Annotated in this window: 16 protein-coding genes and 1 pseudogene; 13 read left to right on the top strand and 4 right to left on the bottom strand. The window is 65.3% G+C overall.

Features of this window, described 5'->3' with window-relative positions:
- The first annotated feature begins 153 nt into the window (after nucleotides 1–153).
- The 3 genes from LAN61_00425 (at nucleotide 154) to LAN61_00415 (ending at nucleotide 4,715) form a co-directional block, all read left to right on the top strand.
- Nucleotides 154–1,008, top strand: coding sequence for a DUF6159 family protein (locus tag LAN61_00425; protein ID MBZ5538960.1), 855 nt, complete (start codon nucleotides 154–156; stop codon nucleotides 1,006–1,008).
- 144 nt (nucleotides 1,009–1,152) lie between these two features.
- Nucleotides 1,153–4,170, top strand: a complete 3,018-nt coding sequence (locus LAN61_00420; GenBank protein MBZ5538959.1) for a TonB-dependent receptor — start codon at nucleotides 1,153–1,155, stop codon at nucleotides 4,168–4,170.
- 242 nt (nucleotides 4,171–4,412) lie between these two features.
- Nucleotides 4,413–4,715 (top strand): hypothetical protein, encoded by a 303-nt coding sequence (locus LAN61_00415; GenBank protein ID MBZ5538958.1) that lies wholly within the window; start codon nucleotides 4,413–4,415, stop codon nucleotides 4,713–4,715.
- A gap of 77 nt (nucleotides 4,716–4,792) precedes the next feature.
- Here LAN61_00415 and LAN61_00410 read toward each other — a convergent pair whose 3' ends face one another.
- Nucleotides 4,793–5,263, bottom strand: coding sequence for a PH domain-containing protein (locus LAN61_00410; protein MBZ5538957.1), 471 nt, complete (start codon nucleotides 5,261–5,263; stop codon nucleotides 4,793–4,795).
- Between the two features lie 375 nt (nucleotides 5,264–5,638).
- Between LAN61_00410 and ffh the strand changes: the two genes are divergently transcribed.
- From ffh to LAN61_00390, 4 genes are all read left to right on the top strand, one after another.
- Nucleotides 5,639–6,982 carry a signal recognition particle protein gene (ffh, locus tag LAN61_00405; GenBank protein MBZ5538956.1) on the top strand — a complete coding sequence of 448 codons (1,344 nt, stop codon included), beginning with the start codon at nucleotides 5,639–5,641 and terminating at the stop codon, nucleotides 6,980–6,982.
- 164 nt (nucleotides 6,983–7,146) lie between these two features.
- The gene (locus LAN61_00400; GenBank protein ID MBZ5538955.1) at nucleotides 7,147–7,497 is read left to right on the top strand and encodes a hypothetical protein; all 351 of its coding nucleotides are present in this window, start codon (nucleotides 7,147–7,149) and stop codon (nucleotides 7,495–7,497) included.
- A gap of 11 nt (nucleotides 7,498–7,508) precedes the next feature.
- Nucleotides 7,509–8,159, top strand: coding sequence for a hypothetical protein (locus LAN61_00395; protein MBZ5538954.1), 651 nt, complete (start codon nucleotides 7,509–7,511; stop codon nucleotides 8,157–8,159).
- A gap of 125 nt (nucleotides 8,160–8,284) precedes the next feature.
- A complete protein-coding gene (locus LAN61_00390) occupies nucleotides 8,285–8,827 on the top strand; it encodes a DinB family protein (protein ID MBZ5538953.1) in 543 nt (180 codons plus the stop codon).
- Between the two features lie 299 nt (nucleotides 8,828–9,126).
- Here the strand turns inward: LAN61_00390 and LAN61_00385 are convergent, their stop codons facing one another.
- Nucleotides 9,127–9,903 carry an acetoacetate decarboxylase family protein gene (locus tag LAN61_00385; protein MBZ5538952.1) on the bottom strand — a complete coding sequence of 259 codons (777 nt, stop codon included), beginning with the start codon at nucleotides 9,901–9,903 and terminating at the stop codon, nucleotides 9,127–9,129.
- Nucleotides 9,904–9,959: 56 nt separating this feature from the next.
- Between LAN61_00385 and LAN61_00380 the strand changes: the two genes are divergently transcribed.
- Nucleotides 9,960–10,232, top strand: a complete 273-nt coding sequence (locus tag LAN61_00380; protein ID MBZ5538951.1) for a DinB family protein — start codon at nucleotides 9,960–9,962, stop codon at nucleotides 10,230–10,232.
- Here LAN61_00380 and LAN61_00375 read toward each other — a convergent pair.
- Both LAN61_00375 and LAN61_00370 read right to left on the bottom strand, forming a co-directional pair.
- The gene (locus LAN61_00375; GenBank protein ID MBZ5538950.1) at nucleotides 10,229–10,729 is read right to left on the bottom strand and encodes a DinB family protein; all 501 of its coding nucleotides are present in this window, start codon (nucleotides 10,727–10,729) and stop codon (nucleotides 10,229–10,231) included. The genes LAN61_00380 and LAN61_00375 overlap by 4 nt on opposite strands.
- Nucleotides 10,726–11,032, bottom strand: a pseudogene (locus LAN61_00370) (antibiotic biosynthesis monooxygenase). The gene LAN61_00375 and the pseudogene LAN61_00370 overlap by 4 nt, the downstream one beginning before the upstream one ends.
- 138 nt (nucleotides 11,033–11,170) lie before the next feature.
- On the opposite strand from LAN61_00370, the gene LAN61_00365 reads away from it, so the two are divergent.
- From LAN61_00365 to LAN61_00345, 5 genes are all read left to right on the top strand, one after another.
- Nucleotides 11,171–11,824: a CGNR zinc finger domain-containing protein gene (locus LAN61_00365; protein MBZ5538949.1), complete on the top strand. Its 654-nt coding sequence runs from the start codon at nucleotides 11,171–11,173 to the stop codon at nucleotides 11,822–11,824.
- A 202-nt stretch (nucleotides 11,825–12,026) separates the two neighbouring features.
- Nucleotides 12,027–13,424 carry a dihydrolipoyl dehydrogenase gene (gene lpdA / locus LAN61_00360; GenBank protein ID MBZ5538948.1) on the top strand — a complete coding sequence of 466 codons (1,398 nt, stop codon included), beginning with the start codon at nucleotides 12,027–12,029 and terminating at the stop codon, nucleotides 13,422–13,424.
- Nucleotides 13,425–13,427: 3 nt separating this feature from the next.
- Entirely contained in the window at nucleotides 13,428–14,180 is a 753-nt protein-coding gene (gene lipB / locus LAN61_00355) for a lipoyl(octanoyl) transferase LipB (GenBank protein ID MBZ5538947.1), read from the top strand.
- A 110-nt stretch (nucleotides 14,181–14,290) separates the two neighbouring features.
- Nucleotides 14,291–15,508: a thiamine pyrophosphate-dependent dehydrogenase E1 component subunit alpha gene (locus LAN61_00350; GenBank protein MBZ5538946.1), complete on the top strand. Its 1,218-nt coding sequence runs from the start codon at nucleotides 14,291–14,293 to the stop codon at nucleotides 15,506–15,508.
- A gap of 2 nt (nucleotides 15,509–15,510) precedes the next feature.
- Nucleotides 15,511–16,485 (top strand): alpha-ketoacid dehydrogenase subunit beta, encoded by a 975-nt coding sequence (locus tag LAN61_00345; GenBank protein ID MBZ5538945.1) that lies wholly within the window; start codon nucleotides 15,511–15,513, stop codon nucleotides 16,483–16,485.
- Nucleotides 16,486–16,510 lie beyond the last annotated feature (25 nt).

Raw genomic sequence — 16,510 nt, 5'->3', positions numbered from 1 at the left:
GGACTGGCGGGGGTTCGGCAGGCTGGAACCAGCGTCTCGAATCAGGCGCGACCAACCGCGCAGGTTGACCGCTTAGAGGTCACGCCGGAAGTTGACCGCTTCGCGGTCACACGGGAAGCTGGCCGCTTCGCGGTCACGGAAAGAGAGGATGCCATGGGCAAGTTCTCGCGCAGTTGGGCTCTGGTGAAGCAGAGTTTCGCGCTTCTCCGGGCCGATAAAGAATTGATGCTCTTCCCCATCCTGTCCGCGTTGTCGTGTCTGGTGGTCACCGGGGTCATCGCCGGCAGCGGGACCCTGCTGCTGCTTCCGTCGATAAGCGCGGCGGCGGCCTCCGGCGAAAAATGGAATCCCAGCCAGTCGCCGATTTTTGTGCTGGGGATGTTCGCGCTGTACGTTGTGAACTACTTTGTGATCGTGTTTTTCAACGTGGCCCTGGTGGGCGTGGCCAACAGCCGCCTGATGGGCGGCCAGTGGACGTTCCGCGACGGCATCGCGCTGGCCTGGGCGCGCAAGTTCACGATCCTGCAGTGGGCGCTGGTGGCCGCCACCGTGGGCATTATTCTGCGCAACCTGGAAGAGCGCATGGGGCTGCTCGGGCGCATCATCGTCCGCTTCGTCGGCGTGGCCTGGGCGCTGGCCTGCTATTTCGTCATCCCCGTGCTGGCCTTCGAGGACCTGACGCCCATCCAGGCGGTCAAGCGCTCCGCGAAACTCTTCCGCGACACCTGGGGCGAGAAGGTTGTCGGCGGGCTCAGCATCGGCCTGGTCTTTTTCGTGCTGGCGCTGCCGGGGTTCGCTTTCTGGATCGCCGCGATGATGCTCGGCGGCGCTTACGGCATGTTCATCGGCCTCGCGGTGATGATCCTATACTTCCTGGCGCTGGCGGTGATGAGTTCGGCCGTGCAGGGCATCTACAATGCCGCGCTGTACCGCTACGCCTGCTTCAAGCAAGTGCCGCAGGGCTTTTCACCGGAGTTGATCGCTTCCGCCTGGGCGCCCAAGAGCTGACGCCAAGAACCGCAGGAAGAAGTCCATGTGACGGAAAGAGGCCGGCACGGAGTCTTTTCTCCTGGCCGCGGCGTGAAACCCGTGTGGCGTGTTATAACGTCATAAAAGCAGGGCACGCCTCGGGCGGGGTGAGGGTTTCTTTCCATGCGGTCTTCTCTTTTCCAATGCGGTCTTTTTTTTCTGTGCGCGCTCCTCAGCTTGAGCGTTGCCGAGCGGGCCTGCGCGCAGGAGCCGCGCGGCGCCTTGCTGGTCGTGGTACAGGACGCCAGCGGCGGGAGCATCGCCGGTGCGCGGCTCACGCTGGCGCAGCCAGGCGCGGGTTTCGCGCGGCGCGCCCGCACGGACAGCCGCGGCGAGTTCCGTTTCGCGGCGCTGCCACCGGGAACCTACCGGCTGTCGGTAGAAGCGGACGGCTTTGCGCTGCGTACGACGGACGCCGTGGTCGGTGTGGGGGCGCAGCCGACGCTGGGCGTGACGCTCGTTCCGCAAGCCGTGAGTGCAACGGTGCTGGTGCGCGACCGCGGCCCCTCGCTGGCCAGCCAGCCACTGGAGACCACCAGCAGCGCGCAGAAAACCATCATCACCGCAGCGGATCTCGACGAACTTCCGCTCTTCGCACGCAGCTTCGCCAATATCGCCCTGCTCTCGCCCTTCACCGCTCCGGTCGAGCCTTCCGATCCCACCAAGGCGCGCATCACCGCCGTCTCCTTCGGCGGCAGCTCCGGCCTGAACGTGGACCTCTCCGTGGACGGCGGCGACAACAACGACGACTACATCGGCGGATTCCTGCAGAACTATTCACCGGAGGCCATGCAGGAGTTCGTGGTGCGCACGGCGCAGTTCGGGGCGGACACCTCGCGCACCAACGGCGGCAGCGTGATCCTCTCGACGCGGCGCGGCAGCGACGATTGGCACGGCAGCGCCGCGTATTTTTACCGTGGCGACGCGCTCAACGCGCGCAATGCGCTGGACAATCCGGAACCCGACCCCAAGCAGCCGTTCTCGCGGCAGAACGGCGTGGGCACGCTGGGCGGGCCACTGGTCCGCGAGAAGCTATGGTTCTTCGCTTCGTTCGAGTATGTGAACGAGGACGCCAGCGTGGCCTACAGCGCCACGAGCCGCACCCAGTTGGACGCGCTGGCGCAGCTCGCGGCCGGCGGCTTGATTCCCGGCGTGCCGTCCATCACCGTGCCGGCTGCGGTGCCCGTGCCCTTCCGCGACACGCTTTTCTCCGGGCGGCTGGATTGGACGCAGTCCGCGCGCTCGCAATGGTTTCTGCGCGGCGCGCTGGACCGCAATCACACGGAGAACGATCTGGTGCAGCAGGCCGCGCTGCCCTCGACCGGCGCCACCACGCAGTCGAACTACTACAGCGTGCTGCTCAGCAACCAGTGGCAGTTCACGCCGGCGTGGCTCGGCGTGCTCACGCTGCAGGCCAGCGGGATGCACCACACCAAGCAGCGCAACTCGCACCTCGGCCTGGCGCTGGCGTTTCCCTTCAGCGCCAACTTTCACACCACCTCCGGCTTCGAGACTTTCGGCGACAACCAGTTCGCCACGGAGATCACCGCGTTTCCCGTGGCCCGCGACCAGCAGAAGTACCAGTTCCGCTACGACGTGACGCGCTCCGCGGGAAGCCACGCCGCGCGCTTCGGCGTGAATTTCATTCACGAGCCGGTCCTGCGCGGGGCGCTGGCCAGCGACGCCGAGCGGCTCTACAGCTTCGATTTCAATCCCACGTTCTATCTTGCCGATCCCGCCGCGCTCGCGGCCATCTTCGCCTGCGATCCAGTGGCCAGCACCTGCCCCAACGCCAGCTATTTTCCCGGCGGCGATGGCACGTTCGCGCAGAGCGTGCGGCGGCTGGGCTTCTATGCCGAGGATTCCTGGCGCGTGCGGCCCTCGTTCACGATCAACGCCGGGCTGCGCTACGACACCACGTTCGGGCTTTTCCGGGCCTCCGGGCGCGAACAATCGCAGAATTCCGCGGTGATCGCCGCAAATGCGCTGGGCCTCGGAGGCGTTCTGGGCATACAGCCCGGCACGCCGCATGACTACCGCAAGGCCTTTGCGCCGCGCCTGGGCCTGGCCTACGCGCCAGGCGGCTCGGCGACGACGGTGCTGCGCGCCGGTGTGGGCCTGTACTTCAACGACCTGACACAGAACGGCTGGGTGGACGCTTTCACCGCGGTGAACAATGGCAACGCCGCGACGCCGCTGGGCCCGGGCGACCAGGGCGCACTGATCGCCCCGAACTACCACACGCCGTATGCGCTGGAGGCCAGCGCCGGCGTGGAGCACGACTTCGGGAAGAACTGGCGGCTGAACGTCACCTACGAGCACCAGCAAGGCGTGCACCAGTACCGGCGCTACGAATACGTTTCCGGAGCGACGCTGCCGGGGGCCGCGCCGAGCCTTTCTGTTTTCCGCACCGACAACCGCTCGCGTTACGACGGCCTGGCGATTCAGATGCAGCACCGCTTCGCGCAGCGTTTCGAGCTGACAGCGAATTACGTCCTGGGCAAAGCCACCACCTGGGGCGCGGTCGTCGGCGAGCTTTTCGATTACGTCAATGGCGTCTCCGACGTGCGCAATCCGTTTGGCCCCGGCGACCACGGGCCTTCCGGCGAAGACATCCGCCATCGCTTCGTGCTGGCCGGGGTGCTGCAGCTTCCCGGGAAATTCGAGCTGTCCACGCTGTCGCAGTTCGAGAGCGCGCGGCCGTTCACGCTCGGCACCCCCGTGGATATCAACGGGGACGGCACGGACGGCAACGACCGCGCGGTGGTCAACGGGGTGCAGACCACGCTCGACCAGTTCCGCGGCACGCCCTTCGCGCAGGTGGACCTGCGGGTGAGCCGCAATATCGCGCTGGGCGAGCGCGTCACGCTGCGCCCGTTCGCGGAGTTCTTCAACCTGTTCAACCGCGCGAATCCCGGCAACAACTACGTCGGGGACCTGGCCGCCCTGCCCGTTCCCGTAAACGATCTTGCCAACGCCACGGCCTTCTGCCTGGACGGCCCGGCGTGCACGCAGACGCAGCCCATCACCAGCCTCAGCCAACTGCGTGTGCCCGCCGGGGCGCTGGGCGATTTCTTCGGCCCGGGCACCACCGTGGGCATCCCCTTCGCGGCGCAGATCGGCGTAAAGCTCATCTTCTGAGCGGCTTCGTTTTGTCCATGCAATCTCTTCCTCTGTATGCGTGATCGCGAAGCGCTTAACGTTTGTCGCCGTCAAAAAGAAAAAGCGGAGGACAGACGAAGGCGGGGCAGCGGTGCGAACGGAGGTTCCGGCTTGCGCCGTCCAAGAAACTCCATTACGCTGGCGGAGCTGCTAGCGGCGTTTCCCCCTCACCCGTTACCGGATGTTCCGGTTGCAGTGCAAATGCTCATAAAGGAAAAAGGATGATGCGCAAAAACTATCTCGCGGGATTTGTGATGGCAGTGGCACTAAGTTTGTCTCTAGCGGCCTGCAAGGACACAAAAACGCTGCAAGAGAACGAACAATTGAAGGCCCAGGTGGCGGAACTGCAGAAAGAAAATGGCCAGTTGGGGAGCCGTCTCGAAGCGGCGACCGCTTCCGGCGCGGCCCTGACCAAAGAGAACGATGCGCTGAAGAACGAGATTAAGAAGCTGAAAGCGAAGCATCCCAGAGCGAAAGCCTCGACGCGCAAGCATCGCCGGAGCCGTACGGCGCCACGCTCCTAGCACCAGATTGCCGGCACTGCACGGGAAACGGTAATGGGCCGTGTGATCGGCCACTCGGCTGTCCAGCTTCGTTGCTCTTACGTGAGTGGCTCTTTTGGAGGTGCGCTCCGCGAGAGTTTATTGATGCGGTCCGCGATTTCCTGCGGGCGGTCGATTTCGGGAATGGTCAGCCTGCTGGCCTCCCCCGCTGTCTCGATGGAAAGATCGCCCACGCCGAACATTCTTTGGCCGACGCGCTGATGCACCGTGAGATCCTGCACGCGGGAGATCAGGATGGTGCGCGTGGTCTTGCTCAGGAAGCCCGTTTCGTAGCGCAGCCGGTCCTCGAGGATGGTCATTTTAGTCAGGCGGTTTTGGAGATGGCGTTTCAGCGGCCAGAGCAGAAGGAGCGCGGGCAACCAGGGCAGCCAAGGTTGCCAGGGCGAGGGAATCCAGGACGGCCATGGCATGCGGAGCATGGCGGCGACCGCAGCCGCTACGAGCAGAAGCACGACCGCGTAGCCGGCGTAGATGAATTTCATGGTCGGGCAAATGATCATTTCGGACACGGTGTCCTCCTGTGAGCGGCAGGCGGCATTGTACCGCGAGGCGGCGGCGCCAGGGGGACAGGAGGAAAGGCAGCCTTCATTGCAATTGTTGCGATGCGTTGATCGCTCTTTGCGGGCGTTTGACCGCTGTTCCAGCGGCCTCTACAATGAAGAGTGGGGAGTTTGTAGAATCGCCTGCTGTGGCGGTGGTTTTCAGGGTGCGGGGCTTGCGCTGTAGAGGCAATAGGCCCGCCCTCTAAAGAGGGCGGCTACAAAGGGCCAGAACAAGCGTAGCGGCCGTTTCCAGGCGGGCAACGCATTGAAAACAAGAGCCGGGCTAAAGCCCGGCATCTACAAAAATCGTTTTCACGAGACACGAGACACTGATCACGAACCATGTTTGAGAACCTGACAGAGAAGCTGCAGCGCACGTTCAAGAACCTGCGCGGGCAGGGCAAGCTGAGCGAGGAGCACATCGACGCGGCGCTCGGGGAGATCCGCGACGCGCTGCTCGAAGGCGACGTCAACGTGGCGGTGGCCGACGAGCTGCTCACCAACATCCGCGCCAAGGCGCTGGGCAGCGAAGTGATGCTGCAACTCTCCCCGGACCAGCAGGTGCTGAAGATCGTGCGCGACGAGCTGACCGCGCTGCTGGGCAAGCACGCCAAGCCGCTCTTCGCCTCGCGCCCGCCCTCGGTGTGGATGATCGTGGGCCTGCAAGGCTCGGGCAAAACCACCACCACCGGCAAGCTGGCCAAATGGCTGACGCAGAACGGGCACCGGCCCATCGTGGTTTCGACCGACGTGTACCGTCCGGCGGCGCGGGAACAACTGGCGCAGGTGGCCAAGGCCGTGGGCACGGCGCTGTGGCCCGGCGCGGGGACCGACAAGCCGCTGGAGATCGTGCGCGGGGCGATCAAGGAAGCCAAGCTCTCCGCGAGCGACGTGATCCTGGTGGATACGGCGGGGCGGCTGCACATTGACGACGAGCTGATGAACGAGCTGAGCACGTTGAAGAAAGAGCTGAACCCCAGCGAGATTCTGTTTATCGCCGATTCCATGATCGGGCAGGACGCGGTACGCTCCGCCGGGGAGTTCCACAAGCGGCTGGGCCTCACGGGCGTGATCCTGACCAAGCTGGACGGCGACGCGCGCGGCGGGGCGGCGCTTTCCATCGGCAAGGTGACCGGGGCGCCGGTGAAGTTCGTGGGGCTGGGGGAAAAGTACGACGCGCTGGAGGGCTTTTATCCCGAGCGCATCGTCTCCCGCGTGCTGGGCATGGGCGACATCCTCTCGCTGATCGAGCGCGCCGAGCAGACCGTGGACAAGAAAGCCGCGGCGGAACTCGAGCGCAAGATGCGCCACAACGAGTTCACGCTGGAGGATTTCCGCGACCAGCTGAAGCAGATCCGCAAGATGGGCCCGCTTGAGCAGCTCATGGACATGCTGCCGAAGATGGGCCCGCTGGCCAACCTGCCCAAGAACACGGCGGTGGACGAGAAGCGCATCCAGCAGGTCGAGGCCATCATCAATTCCATGACCAACCAGGAGCGCCGCGACCACAACGTGCTCGACGGCAAGCGCCGCAAGCGCATCGCGCGCGGCAGCGGCACGTCGGTGCAGGACGTCAACCAGGTCATCAAGCAGTACCTGCAGATGCGCACGATGATGAAACAGTACGGGGCCCTGGCCGCGCGCGGCAAGATGAAGGGTCTGGGCAAGCTCGCCGGACTCTCCTGATTTTTCGCGCTTTCCGCGAGGAAAATCTCTCCTCCTTTCGCGTGTTTTTCGCTCTTTCGTTTTTCCACTGACAGTTGCTCAATTCAACACAGAGCGCCCGGCGCAGGTGTTGTACTTCTCCGCAAACCGGGAGACCCTCAAAGTACGCAACACAGGGCCTATTGATGAACACAAAATTTTTCCGTCCTCGCGGCTTTGTCCGCGGGCGCGCAACCTGGCTGGTGCTGTCGGCCTTTCTGGCGCTGGCGTATGCCTGGGTGAACGCGAGAGCCCAGGGACCGGGCACGGGCCCGGCGGTGCGCATCGACTTCGCCGGGAACAGGCCGAAGCCGGCGCCCCCGGCGAGCGGCGTCTCCGCCGGCGTGGCCGGTCCGCCCTTGCGCCGTGACTTCATGGGAAGCCGGGCGATGCCGGCGCGTTCGAACGTTTCCACGACTCCGGCGGGTTCCGTGGGGGCCCCGTTGCGCACAGATTTTGCGGGTTCGCGGGCCAAGCCGCCAGCCCCGAGAAATTGAGGGAAGCGAAGATGAAAAAAGCGATCGTGCTTATCGCGCTGTTCCTGATGGTGGCGGGCTGGGTGACGCTGGAGGCGCAACAGCCGAAGCCCGTCACGGGCATCCAGCTGCCGCCGTCAGCCAAGCCCTTGCCTCCGGGAGTCAAGCCCGGCCCGGCGCCAAGATCCACGCCCAGCGCGCCGCCGGTGGACAATTCCGGGCCGGAGCCGTCCGCCCTCTACGGCTACGTCACCGTGATTGATCCCGCGAGCAATCAGCGTTACATCGGCGATCCCAACGCCACACCAAGCCAGCGGGGCAGCGGGCTTTCCTTTCCCATGCACGTTGTTTTTCGCCGAACGGCGGACTCGAGTCAGACATTCACGCGGGACTGGCCAGCCGGAACGTCTTACTACCGCAATCCTCCGGTGGCGGTCTGGTACTGCATTCCCCTGATGACGGATTCTACGGCTGGCGACTACCCCGTGGTCAACTATCGCGATAACAAGCTGCATTACGATCCCGCGAAGTGGCGTTTCCTGCGCCTCGAAATGGGGCCGGTGGGATGGCAGGAGATGTCGGATACCGGTGTGACCACCAACGTCTCTGTGCCGGTGCGGCCGGTGGCGCAGCTTGGGAATTGGCCCGATTTCGCCGGGTCCCTCTCCGGTCCGGCAAGGTAGGACACGGCGGCCGCGCGCGGCAAGATGAAGGGCCTGGGCAAGCTCGCCGGACTCTCCTGACCCGGTAGCTCGCGCGGAAGACTGTGCTGCTGCTGCCCGCCGGGGGTATACTCAGCCCCATGAGTATGAAGCGAATCCTGCTGCCGCGGCCCGCGGCCGGGGAATACGCCCCCTATTACGAAAAATACATCGCGCTGGTGCCGGGGAACGACATCCTGCGCTTTCTGGAAGAGCAGCTGGTGCTGTTCACGCGGCTGTTCGCCGGGCGCGGGGAGCGCGACGGGGAATTCCGCTACGCGCCGGGGAAATGGACGGTGAAGGAAGCCCTGGGGCACGTCAACGACACCGAGCGCATCTTCGCTTACCGCGCGCTGCGCATGGCCCGCGGCGACAAAACGCCGCTGGCGGGCTTCGAACAGGACGACTACGTGCGCAACGGCGGCTTCGCGCAGCGCCGCCTCGCGGAGCTGGCCGAGGAGTTCACGCACGTGCGGCGCGCCAGCGTGGTGCTGTTCCGCGGCTTCGACGAGGCGGCCTGGCTGCGCCGCGGCACGGCCAGCCAGAACGAAGTGAGCGTGCGCGCGCTGGCCTACATGATCGCCGGCCACGCCCAGCATCACGCCAAGCTCTTCGAAGAGCAGTATTTCCCGGCCATTCCCCGCGCCTAGCCCCGGTCAGTGCAGGGCCGGGCTGAAGCCCGGCCGCTACGACCCGTTGCTGTGCTGAGAAGCAGGGGTGTAGCCGGGGCAGGCGAGAACCGGAAGGCGGGGATATTTCACATAGGCGGGATCGCCGGCGGAACGCTGGCAGAGCAGGAAGAGCGAGCTCCGCGCGCTGGCAATCCACCGCGCGTGGCGGCACCCGGCACAGAGTCCGGCTGACGCCCGTTCCTTCTCGGGGTTCGCGGAGGTTTCCACACAAGCAAGGATAGCGCACCCGGCGAATTCTCCGCGTGTGGCAGTAGCGCTTACACCAGCTTCTTCAGGATTTTTCCGAACGGCGTGACGATGTTCTCGTAGCAGCCGTAGGAGGCCCCCAGCACGCGCTGGCAGGCGAGGTGGTGCAATGGATCGCGCTCCGAGGCCACCGGATAAGCTACTTCGCCCGGCCCGGTCCAGAACTCCACGCGCCCGTCCGAGCCGCGGCGCGGCACGAGCTCCGCGCGCGTCAGGATCAGCTCCACGGTCTGCGGCTCGGGCTTCTCCGGATGGGGAATGATGCGCAGGCTGAGCACCGGCAGGAAGGCGATCTCCTCCGGGCGGGCTTCGCGTTCCAGCGGGCCCACGGAGATCTGCATCAGGCGCGCGGAATTGCGCTCCAGGATGCCGGTGACGACGCCGCTGCCGGCGGGCTCGAGCAGTTGCACGTCGCCGAATTTTTTCTGGTGGCCCCACACTTCACGGCCCGCGGCGAACCACTCTTCCGGAGCCGGGCCGAGATAGACCACCAGAGGGTAAAAGTAGGTCGTGCCCTCGAACTCGACGACGACCCCGGCGCCCGCCTCGCGGTACGGCCCGCCCATGGTGGAGTGCGCGTGGGTGGCGCACCACAGCGCCGCCACCGGCGGGTTGGAGGCGGCCTCCACGCCTTCCGGCAGGAGGGAGTCCACGTAGGCGGCGTCGGTTTCGAAACTGACCATCACCTGCCAGCGCTCCCGCGTGATCACCGGAAAGGCCGACGCGGAGTAGAGCGGGCCGAAAGCCGGCTGGGTCCAGGGAAGTTTGCCAACCTTGAGTGAGCCCATGGTGCCTCCCGAAATGCTCCGCCTGCTGGAGCTGGCTAGCCTACCGCAGCAAACAGTTGTTTGGTAGTGGAGAAAGCGGAGCCGGCGAGGAGTTCACGCACGTGCGGCGCGCCAGCGTGGCGCTGTTCCGCGGCTTGGACGAGGCGGCTTGGCTGCGCCGCGGCACGGCCAGCCAGAACGAAGTGAGCGTGCGCGCGCTGGCCTACATGATCGCTGGCCACGCCCAGCATCACGCCAAGCTCTTCGAAGCGCAGTATTTCCCGGCCATTCCCCGCGCGCAAGCCCGGTTTGCGAGGCGCCGGCGCGTTGCGAATCGTTTCTTTCGCTAGAGAGCCGGCGCAACCGGCGGCACTAGGGCTTTCTTGAGCAGGGCGATCTGGCCGGCGTGGTAGACGTGGTGGCGGACGGCGCTCTGCAGCATGAAGCGCACCGTGTACGGGCGGCCCGGAACGATTTGTTCGAGCGCGGATTCCGGCAACGCGGCGACGGCGCGCTGCAATTCCTCGTGGACACCCTCGAGATGAGCCAGCGACTCTTCCCACGCCGCTGGAGTGAGGTTTGCAATGGGCGGGAAGTCGCCCTCTTCCGGCTGGTGCAGCGCAGCGCCTGCGAGCCGCCGCCGGAAGACGTTCTCCCAAGCCGCGATGTGCAGGACGATTTCCCAGATGCTATGCGCCTGGGCGAAGGGCCGCGAAGCGGCCTGCGCCGGCGAAAGACCGGAGAGCAATTCGCGGAGCGCGGGACCGTGCCAGGCATCGCCTTCGTGAATGGCGCGGAGCTGCGCGGCGAAATCCGCGGCTTCGGAGACGGGCAGTTCCGCTTTCATCGTTCCTCCAAGACCTCGTAGTGCTGCACGAAGGGCTCTTTCTCCAGCAGAAAGCCGTCGTCCTCCGGGTAGTAGCGCGCCCGGGCCGTGTCCGCGCCGACGAAGGCTTCGATGGCGGCCATCGAGTCCCAGTAGGAAACCAGAAGAAAATGGGCCTGTTCGTTTTCGATCTTGCGCAGGACTACAACGCCGCGATTTCCCGGGGTCTTGCGGTAGTCGGGCAAGCCCGTGCGCTGCAAGATGCGGTAGTAGGCGCCGGCTTGCGCGGGGGGGGGTGGCTCCATGCCAGATGCGGGCAATCATCGGGGGCTCCTTTCGCAGCGGCGCGGTTCCAGAAACGCGTCCGTAACCGGCAAGACTGCGTTATGATAGTGACCAATACGACGGTGCACAGTAACTTGTCAAGTTCTATTTTGCAGGTTACAGATGGAGGTTCCAGAAATGACCGGGAGCGCACAAGCAAGGCCCTTCAAATTTGTCGCCGGCGCGCTCTGTTTGGACTTCGTCAACAGCGTCGGCGGGCGCCTGCGTCCTGCGGCCAGCCGGCGCAGGAGTGGCGGCGCGATTCTGCGCGAGAAGCTGCTCGGCTACGAAGACCTCCTGTTCTGGAGCCGCCATTCCGGCGCGGTGACGGAGCGCGAGGCGGCCGCGCTGGCCCGCCTGGGGCGGCGGAGAGGGAGCGCGGCTGGCGCGGTCTTTGCGCGCGCTCTTTGTCTGCGCGAGGCCCTCTACCGAATTTTTGTGGCGGTCCTGGATGGGCGTTCCCCGCAGAAGGCAGATTTGGCCACCCTGAATCGCGAGCTGGGCATCGCCCGGGGACGGGAACGCCTGCTTTTTGTGGACCGGCGATGGATCTGGCGCTGGGACGGCGAGGAAACGGCGCTGGACCGTCCCCTGTGGCCCCTGGCGCAATCGGCGGCGGCGCTACTGTCTTCCCCGGCCCTGGGGCGCGTCCGGGAATGTCCCGGAGAGCGCTGCGGATGGCTCTTTCTGGATAAGAGCAAGAACCACAGCCGCCAGTGGTGCACCATGCGGGATTGCGGGAACCTGGCGAAAGTCCGGCGGTTTCGCGCGCGCCGGGCGGTTGCCGCGTAAGAAACTTCCGGAAAAACCTGGCCCCGGCGCGGAGTTGCGGCTGGGTGGGGCGGCTGCTAAGATTTGCGTTTGTATTTGTGACCGCGAAGCGGTCAACCCGGTGTCCGGCAGACGGACCACCACGGGACTTCTGGCGACGGGCGGCGACGGGTACACTGGCAAAGGCCATCTGGTTGTGGGGCGCAGCGAAGGGAGACTACGCGTGGCAAAGTACGATGTAGCGATTATCGGCAGCGGTCCGGGAGGGTACGTGACCGCGATTCGGGCCGCCGAGTTGGGCCTGAAAACCGTGGTCATCGAAAAGGACGCCTTCCTGGGCGGCACCTGCCTGCACGTCGGCTGCATTCCCACCAAGGTGCTGCTGCACCACGCCGATGTCTACGAGCACCTGAAGAACGCCGCGGAATACGGCTTCGAAGTCAGCGGGGTGAAGGTGAATTGGGGCGGCACGCTGGCGCGCAAGGATAAGATCGTCAAGAAGCACGCCAAGGGCATCGAGATGCTGTTCAAGAAGAACAAGGTGGAGCTGGTGCAGGGCTGGGGCCGCTACGCCGGGCCGGGGCGCGTGAGCGTGGAGAAGGACGGCAAGAAAAGCGAGATCGAAGCCGCGAACATCATTGTGGCCACGGGCTCCGAGGCGCGCATGCTGCCGGGGGTCGAGGCGGACGGCAAGACCATCCTTACCAACCGGGAAATCCTGCAGCTGGCGGAGATCCCCAAGTCCATGATCGTGGTGGGCGCGGGCGCGGTGGGCGTGGAGTTCGCCTCCATCTTCCACACCTTCGGCACCCAGGTGACCATCCTGGAAGCGCTGCCGCGCGTCGTGCCCGTCGAGGACGAAGAGATCTCCGCCGAGCTGGACAAAGCCTTCCGCAAGAAGGGCATCCAGATTTTCACCAGCAGCGCGGTAGAGTCCGTGAAGAAGAACGCCGCGGGCGTCAGCGTCACCTTCCAGGACAAAGATGGCAAAGGCCAGACGCTGGAAGCGGAGAAGATCCTGATCGCCGTGGGGCGGCGTCCGCTGACGGAAAGCTGCGGCCTGGAGAACTCCAAGGCCCAGGTGGAGCGCGGTTTCGTGCACGTGGGCCCGTACATGGAGACCGCGGAGAAGGGGCTCTTCGCCATCGGCGACATCGTGGCCGGTATGCCGCAGTTGGCGCACGCGGCTTCCGCGGAAGGGATCGTGGCGGTGACGCACATCGCCGGAAAGCCCGTGCAGCCCATCGTCAAGACGCGCATTCCTGGAGCCACCTACTGCGAGCCGCAGATCGGCTCCATCGGACTGACGGAGAAGCAGGCGCGCGACGCCGGACACGCGGTGAAGGTGGGCAAGTTTCCGTTCCTGGGCAACAGCAAGGCCACGATTCTCGGCAGCCACGGCGGGTTCATCAAGATCGTCTCCGAGGAGAGCTACGGCGAAGTCCTGGGCGTGCACATCATCGGCCCGCTGGCCACGGAGATTCTGGCCGAGGCGGCGACGGTGCTGCAGCTGGAGGGCACCGTGGATGACATGATGAACATGGTGCACGCGCATCCCACGGTGTGGGAGGCGATGGGCGAGGCTTTCGCCTCGGTGCGGGGACTGCAGATTAATTTCTGAAAAATGAACGGCTGCCTCATTGTCGAGTTGGGCCGCAGCGGCTACGCCGAGGCGTGGGCGCTGCAGAAGCGTGTGGTGGCGGCACGCAAGGCGGGCGCGATCGAGGACGTGCTGCTGCTCTGCGAGCACCCGCACGTGATCACGCTGGGGCGCAGCGGCAAGCGCGAGCACCTGCTGGCTTCCGAGGAGCTGCTGCGGGAGCGCGGGGTGGAGCTGCACCCCACGGACCGCGGCGGGGACATCACCTATCACGGGCCGGGACAGATCGTCGGCTACCCGATCCTGAATCTCGGGGTTATCCGTCGCGACGTGGTCTGGTACGTGCGCACGCTGGAAGAGGTTATGATCCGGGCGACCGCGGAGATGGGGCTGGCCGCGAGGCGCGAGGCGGGGAAGACGGGTGTGTGGGTGACGACCGGGAAGAAAGAAGATTTGGCGCCGCGAGAAGAAGAACCGAGCGAGAAGCTGGCGGCGATCGGGGTGCACATCAGCCGCTGGGTCACCTCACACGGTTTCGCGTATAACGTGGCGCCGGACCTGCGCTATTTCGATCTGATCGTGCCGTGCGGGATCGCCGGGCGCAAGGCCACTTCGCTCGAGAAGCTGCTGGGGCGCAGCGTGGAGCGCGCGGAGATCGCTCCGCGCCTCGTGCGGCATTTCGGGGAACTGTTTGGTCTGGAGACGCAGACGGCAACGTGCGGGGAATTACTGGAGCGGCTGGAAGCCTGCGAGCAATCGGTCGCGGTTTCCGCGTAGGGGCGGGGCCGCGGCGGCGAGCGCAGCGCCGGGCTTCCGCCTGGCATCTTCTGCCAAATGGGCCGAATGCCGCCCGTTAGGGCGGCGCTACAGGGGAATCGGAGTAACGAATGAAAACCGAGCTCACGCGGCAGCAGCACCTGGACCTCTACTACTACATGAGGCTCAACCGCGCCGTCGAAGACACGATGGGGAAGCTGTTCCGCCAGAACAAGATCGTGGGCGGACTGTACTCCAGCCTGGGGCAGGAAGCGATCTCCGTGGGCACGGCGTACGCGCTGGAGAAAAAGGACTGGCTGGCGCCGATGATTCGCAATATCGGGGCGCTGCTGACCAAGGGCGTTCCGCCGCGCGACATTTTCACCCAGCACATGGCCAAATACACCTCGCCGACGCTGGGCAAGGACGGCACCAGCCACTTCGGGGACCTGGAGAACCTGCACATCGTTTCGCCCATCTCCATGCTCGGGGACCTGATCCCGGTGATGACTGGGGTGGCCCTGGCCGGGCGCTATCTGGGGCAGAAGATCGTAGCCATGACCTGGATCGGCGATGGCGGCAGCTCGACGGGCGTGTTTCATGAAGGCTTGAACTTCGCGGCGTCGCAGAAGGCGCCCTTCGTGCTCATCCTGGAGAACAACCAGTGGGCCTATTCGACGCCGGTGCGGAAACAAGTGCCGCTGGTGGATCTGGCGGACCGCGCCAAGGCCTACGGGATTTCCAGCTACATCGTGGACGGCAACGACGTGGCGGCGGTGTACACCACGGCCAAGGAGGCGGTGGACCGGGCGCGCGCCGGCGAGGGGCCCATCCTGATCGAAGCCAAGACCATGCGCATGCGCGGCCACGCGCAGCACGACCCCGCCGAGTACGTGCCCCCGGAGATGTTCGAATACTGGAAGAAGCGCGACCCCATCGCGCGCCACGAAAAGTTTCTCCTGGACGAAAAGCTGCTCGACGCTCAAGGGAAAGCCGAAATCGAGAAGAAGATCGACACGCTGCTCGAGAAAGACCGCGAGTTTGCCGAAAATTCGCCGTTGCCGCCGCCGGAGCTGGCCGCGGAGGGCGTCTACTGCGAGGGCTGCCACACGCCGAAGCCCAAGTGGGAGCGGCCCATCGCCGAAGTGACGCCGCCGCGCTGCAGCGTGGAGGCGGTGTGGCAAGTGGAAGGCTTCGGGCGGGGCAAGGACGTGGGCGTGGCCACCACGCCGCTGCATTTCGAATCGGCGCCCGCGGAGAAGCCGGGCAAGCCGGCGGCCGCCGCAGCCGCCAGCAGGCCTGCCCGGAAACCGGCGAAAGCCGCGGCGGCGAAGGGCAAGAGGAGATAGCCATGGCCCCGGTGACCTTTCTCGAAGCGATCAAGCAGGCCATGTTCGAAGAGATGGAACGCGACCCGGCGGTGGTGCTGCTCGGCGAGGACGTGGGCGTCTACGGCGGGGCCTTCAAGACCAGCGAGGGGCTGCTGGAGCGCTTCGGCTGGGAGCGGGTGATCGACACGCCCATCAGCGAGAGCGCCATCATCGGCGCGGCCTGCGGCATGAGCTACCTCGGCCTGCGGCCCATCGCGGAGATGCAGTTCATCGACTTCATCGTTTGCGCCTTCAACCAGATCACCAACTTCGTGGCCAAGGGGCACTACCTGTGGGGCGCGCCGGCGCCCATGGTTATCCGCGGGCCCTCCGGCGGCGGCGTGCGCGGCGGCCCGTTTCATTCCGCGAATCCGGAAATGTATTTCGTGCACACGCCGGGGCTGAAGATCATCTACCCTTCGACGCCCTACGACGCCAAGGGCCTGCTGAAGGCGGCCGTCCGCGACAACAATCCGGTGCTCTTCTTCGAGCACAAGTTTCTCTACCGGCGCATCAAGGAAGAGCTGCCCGCGGAGGAGTACACCGTGCCCATCGGCAAGGCCGTGGTGCGCCGACCGGGCAAGCACCTGACCATTCTTTCCTATGCGGCGATGATGCACACTTCGCTGGAGGCCGCGGAGAAGCTGGCCCGGGAAGGCATCGAGGCGGAAGTGATCGACCTGCGCACGCTGCTCCCGCTGGACGAGGAGACCATCCTGCAGTCGGTGAAGAGGACCAACAAGGTCCTGGTGGTGCACGAGGACACCAAGACCGGCGGGATTGCCGGAGAGATCGCCGCGATTCTGTGCGAGAAGGCTTTCGGCGATCTGGACGGCCCGGTCTTGCGCGTGACGTCGCTGGATACTCCGGTGCCGTATGCGCCGACGCTGGAAGAATATTTTCTGCCCAGCGCGGAAAAAATTATCCACGCCGCGAAGGAGCTGGCGCGGTATTGAGAGGACAGTTGAAAGTTAAAAGTTG

It is taken from the genome of Terriglobia bacterium, assembly GCA_020072785.1.
Classification (GTDB): domain Bacteria; phylum Acidobacteriota; class Terriglobia; order Acidiferrales; family UBA7541; genus Acidiferrum.
This window is presented reverse-complemented; position numbering and strand designations above follow the sequence as displayed.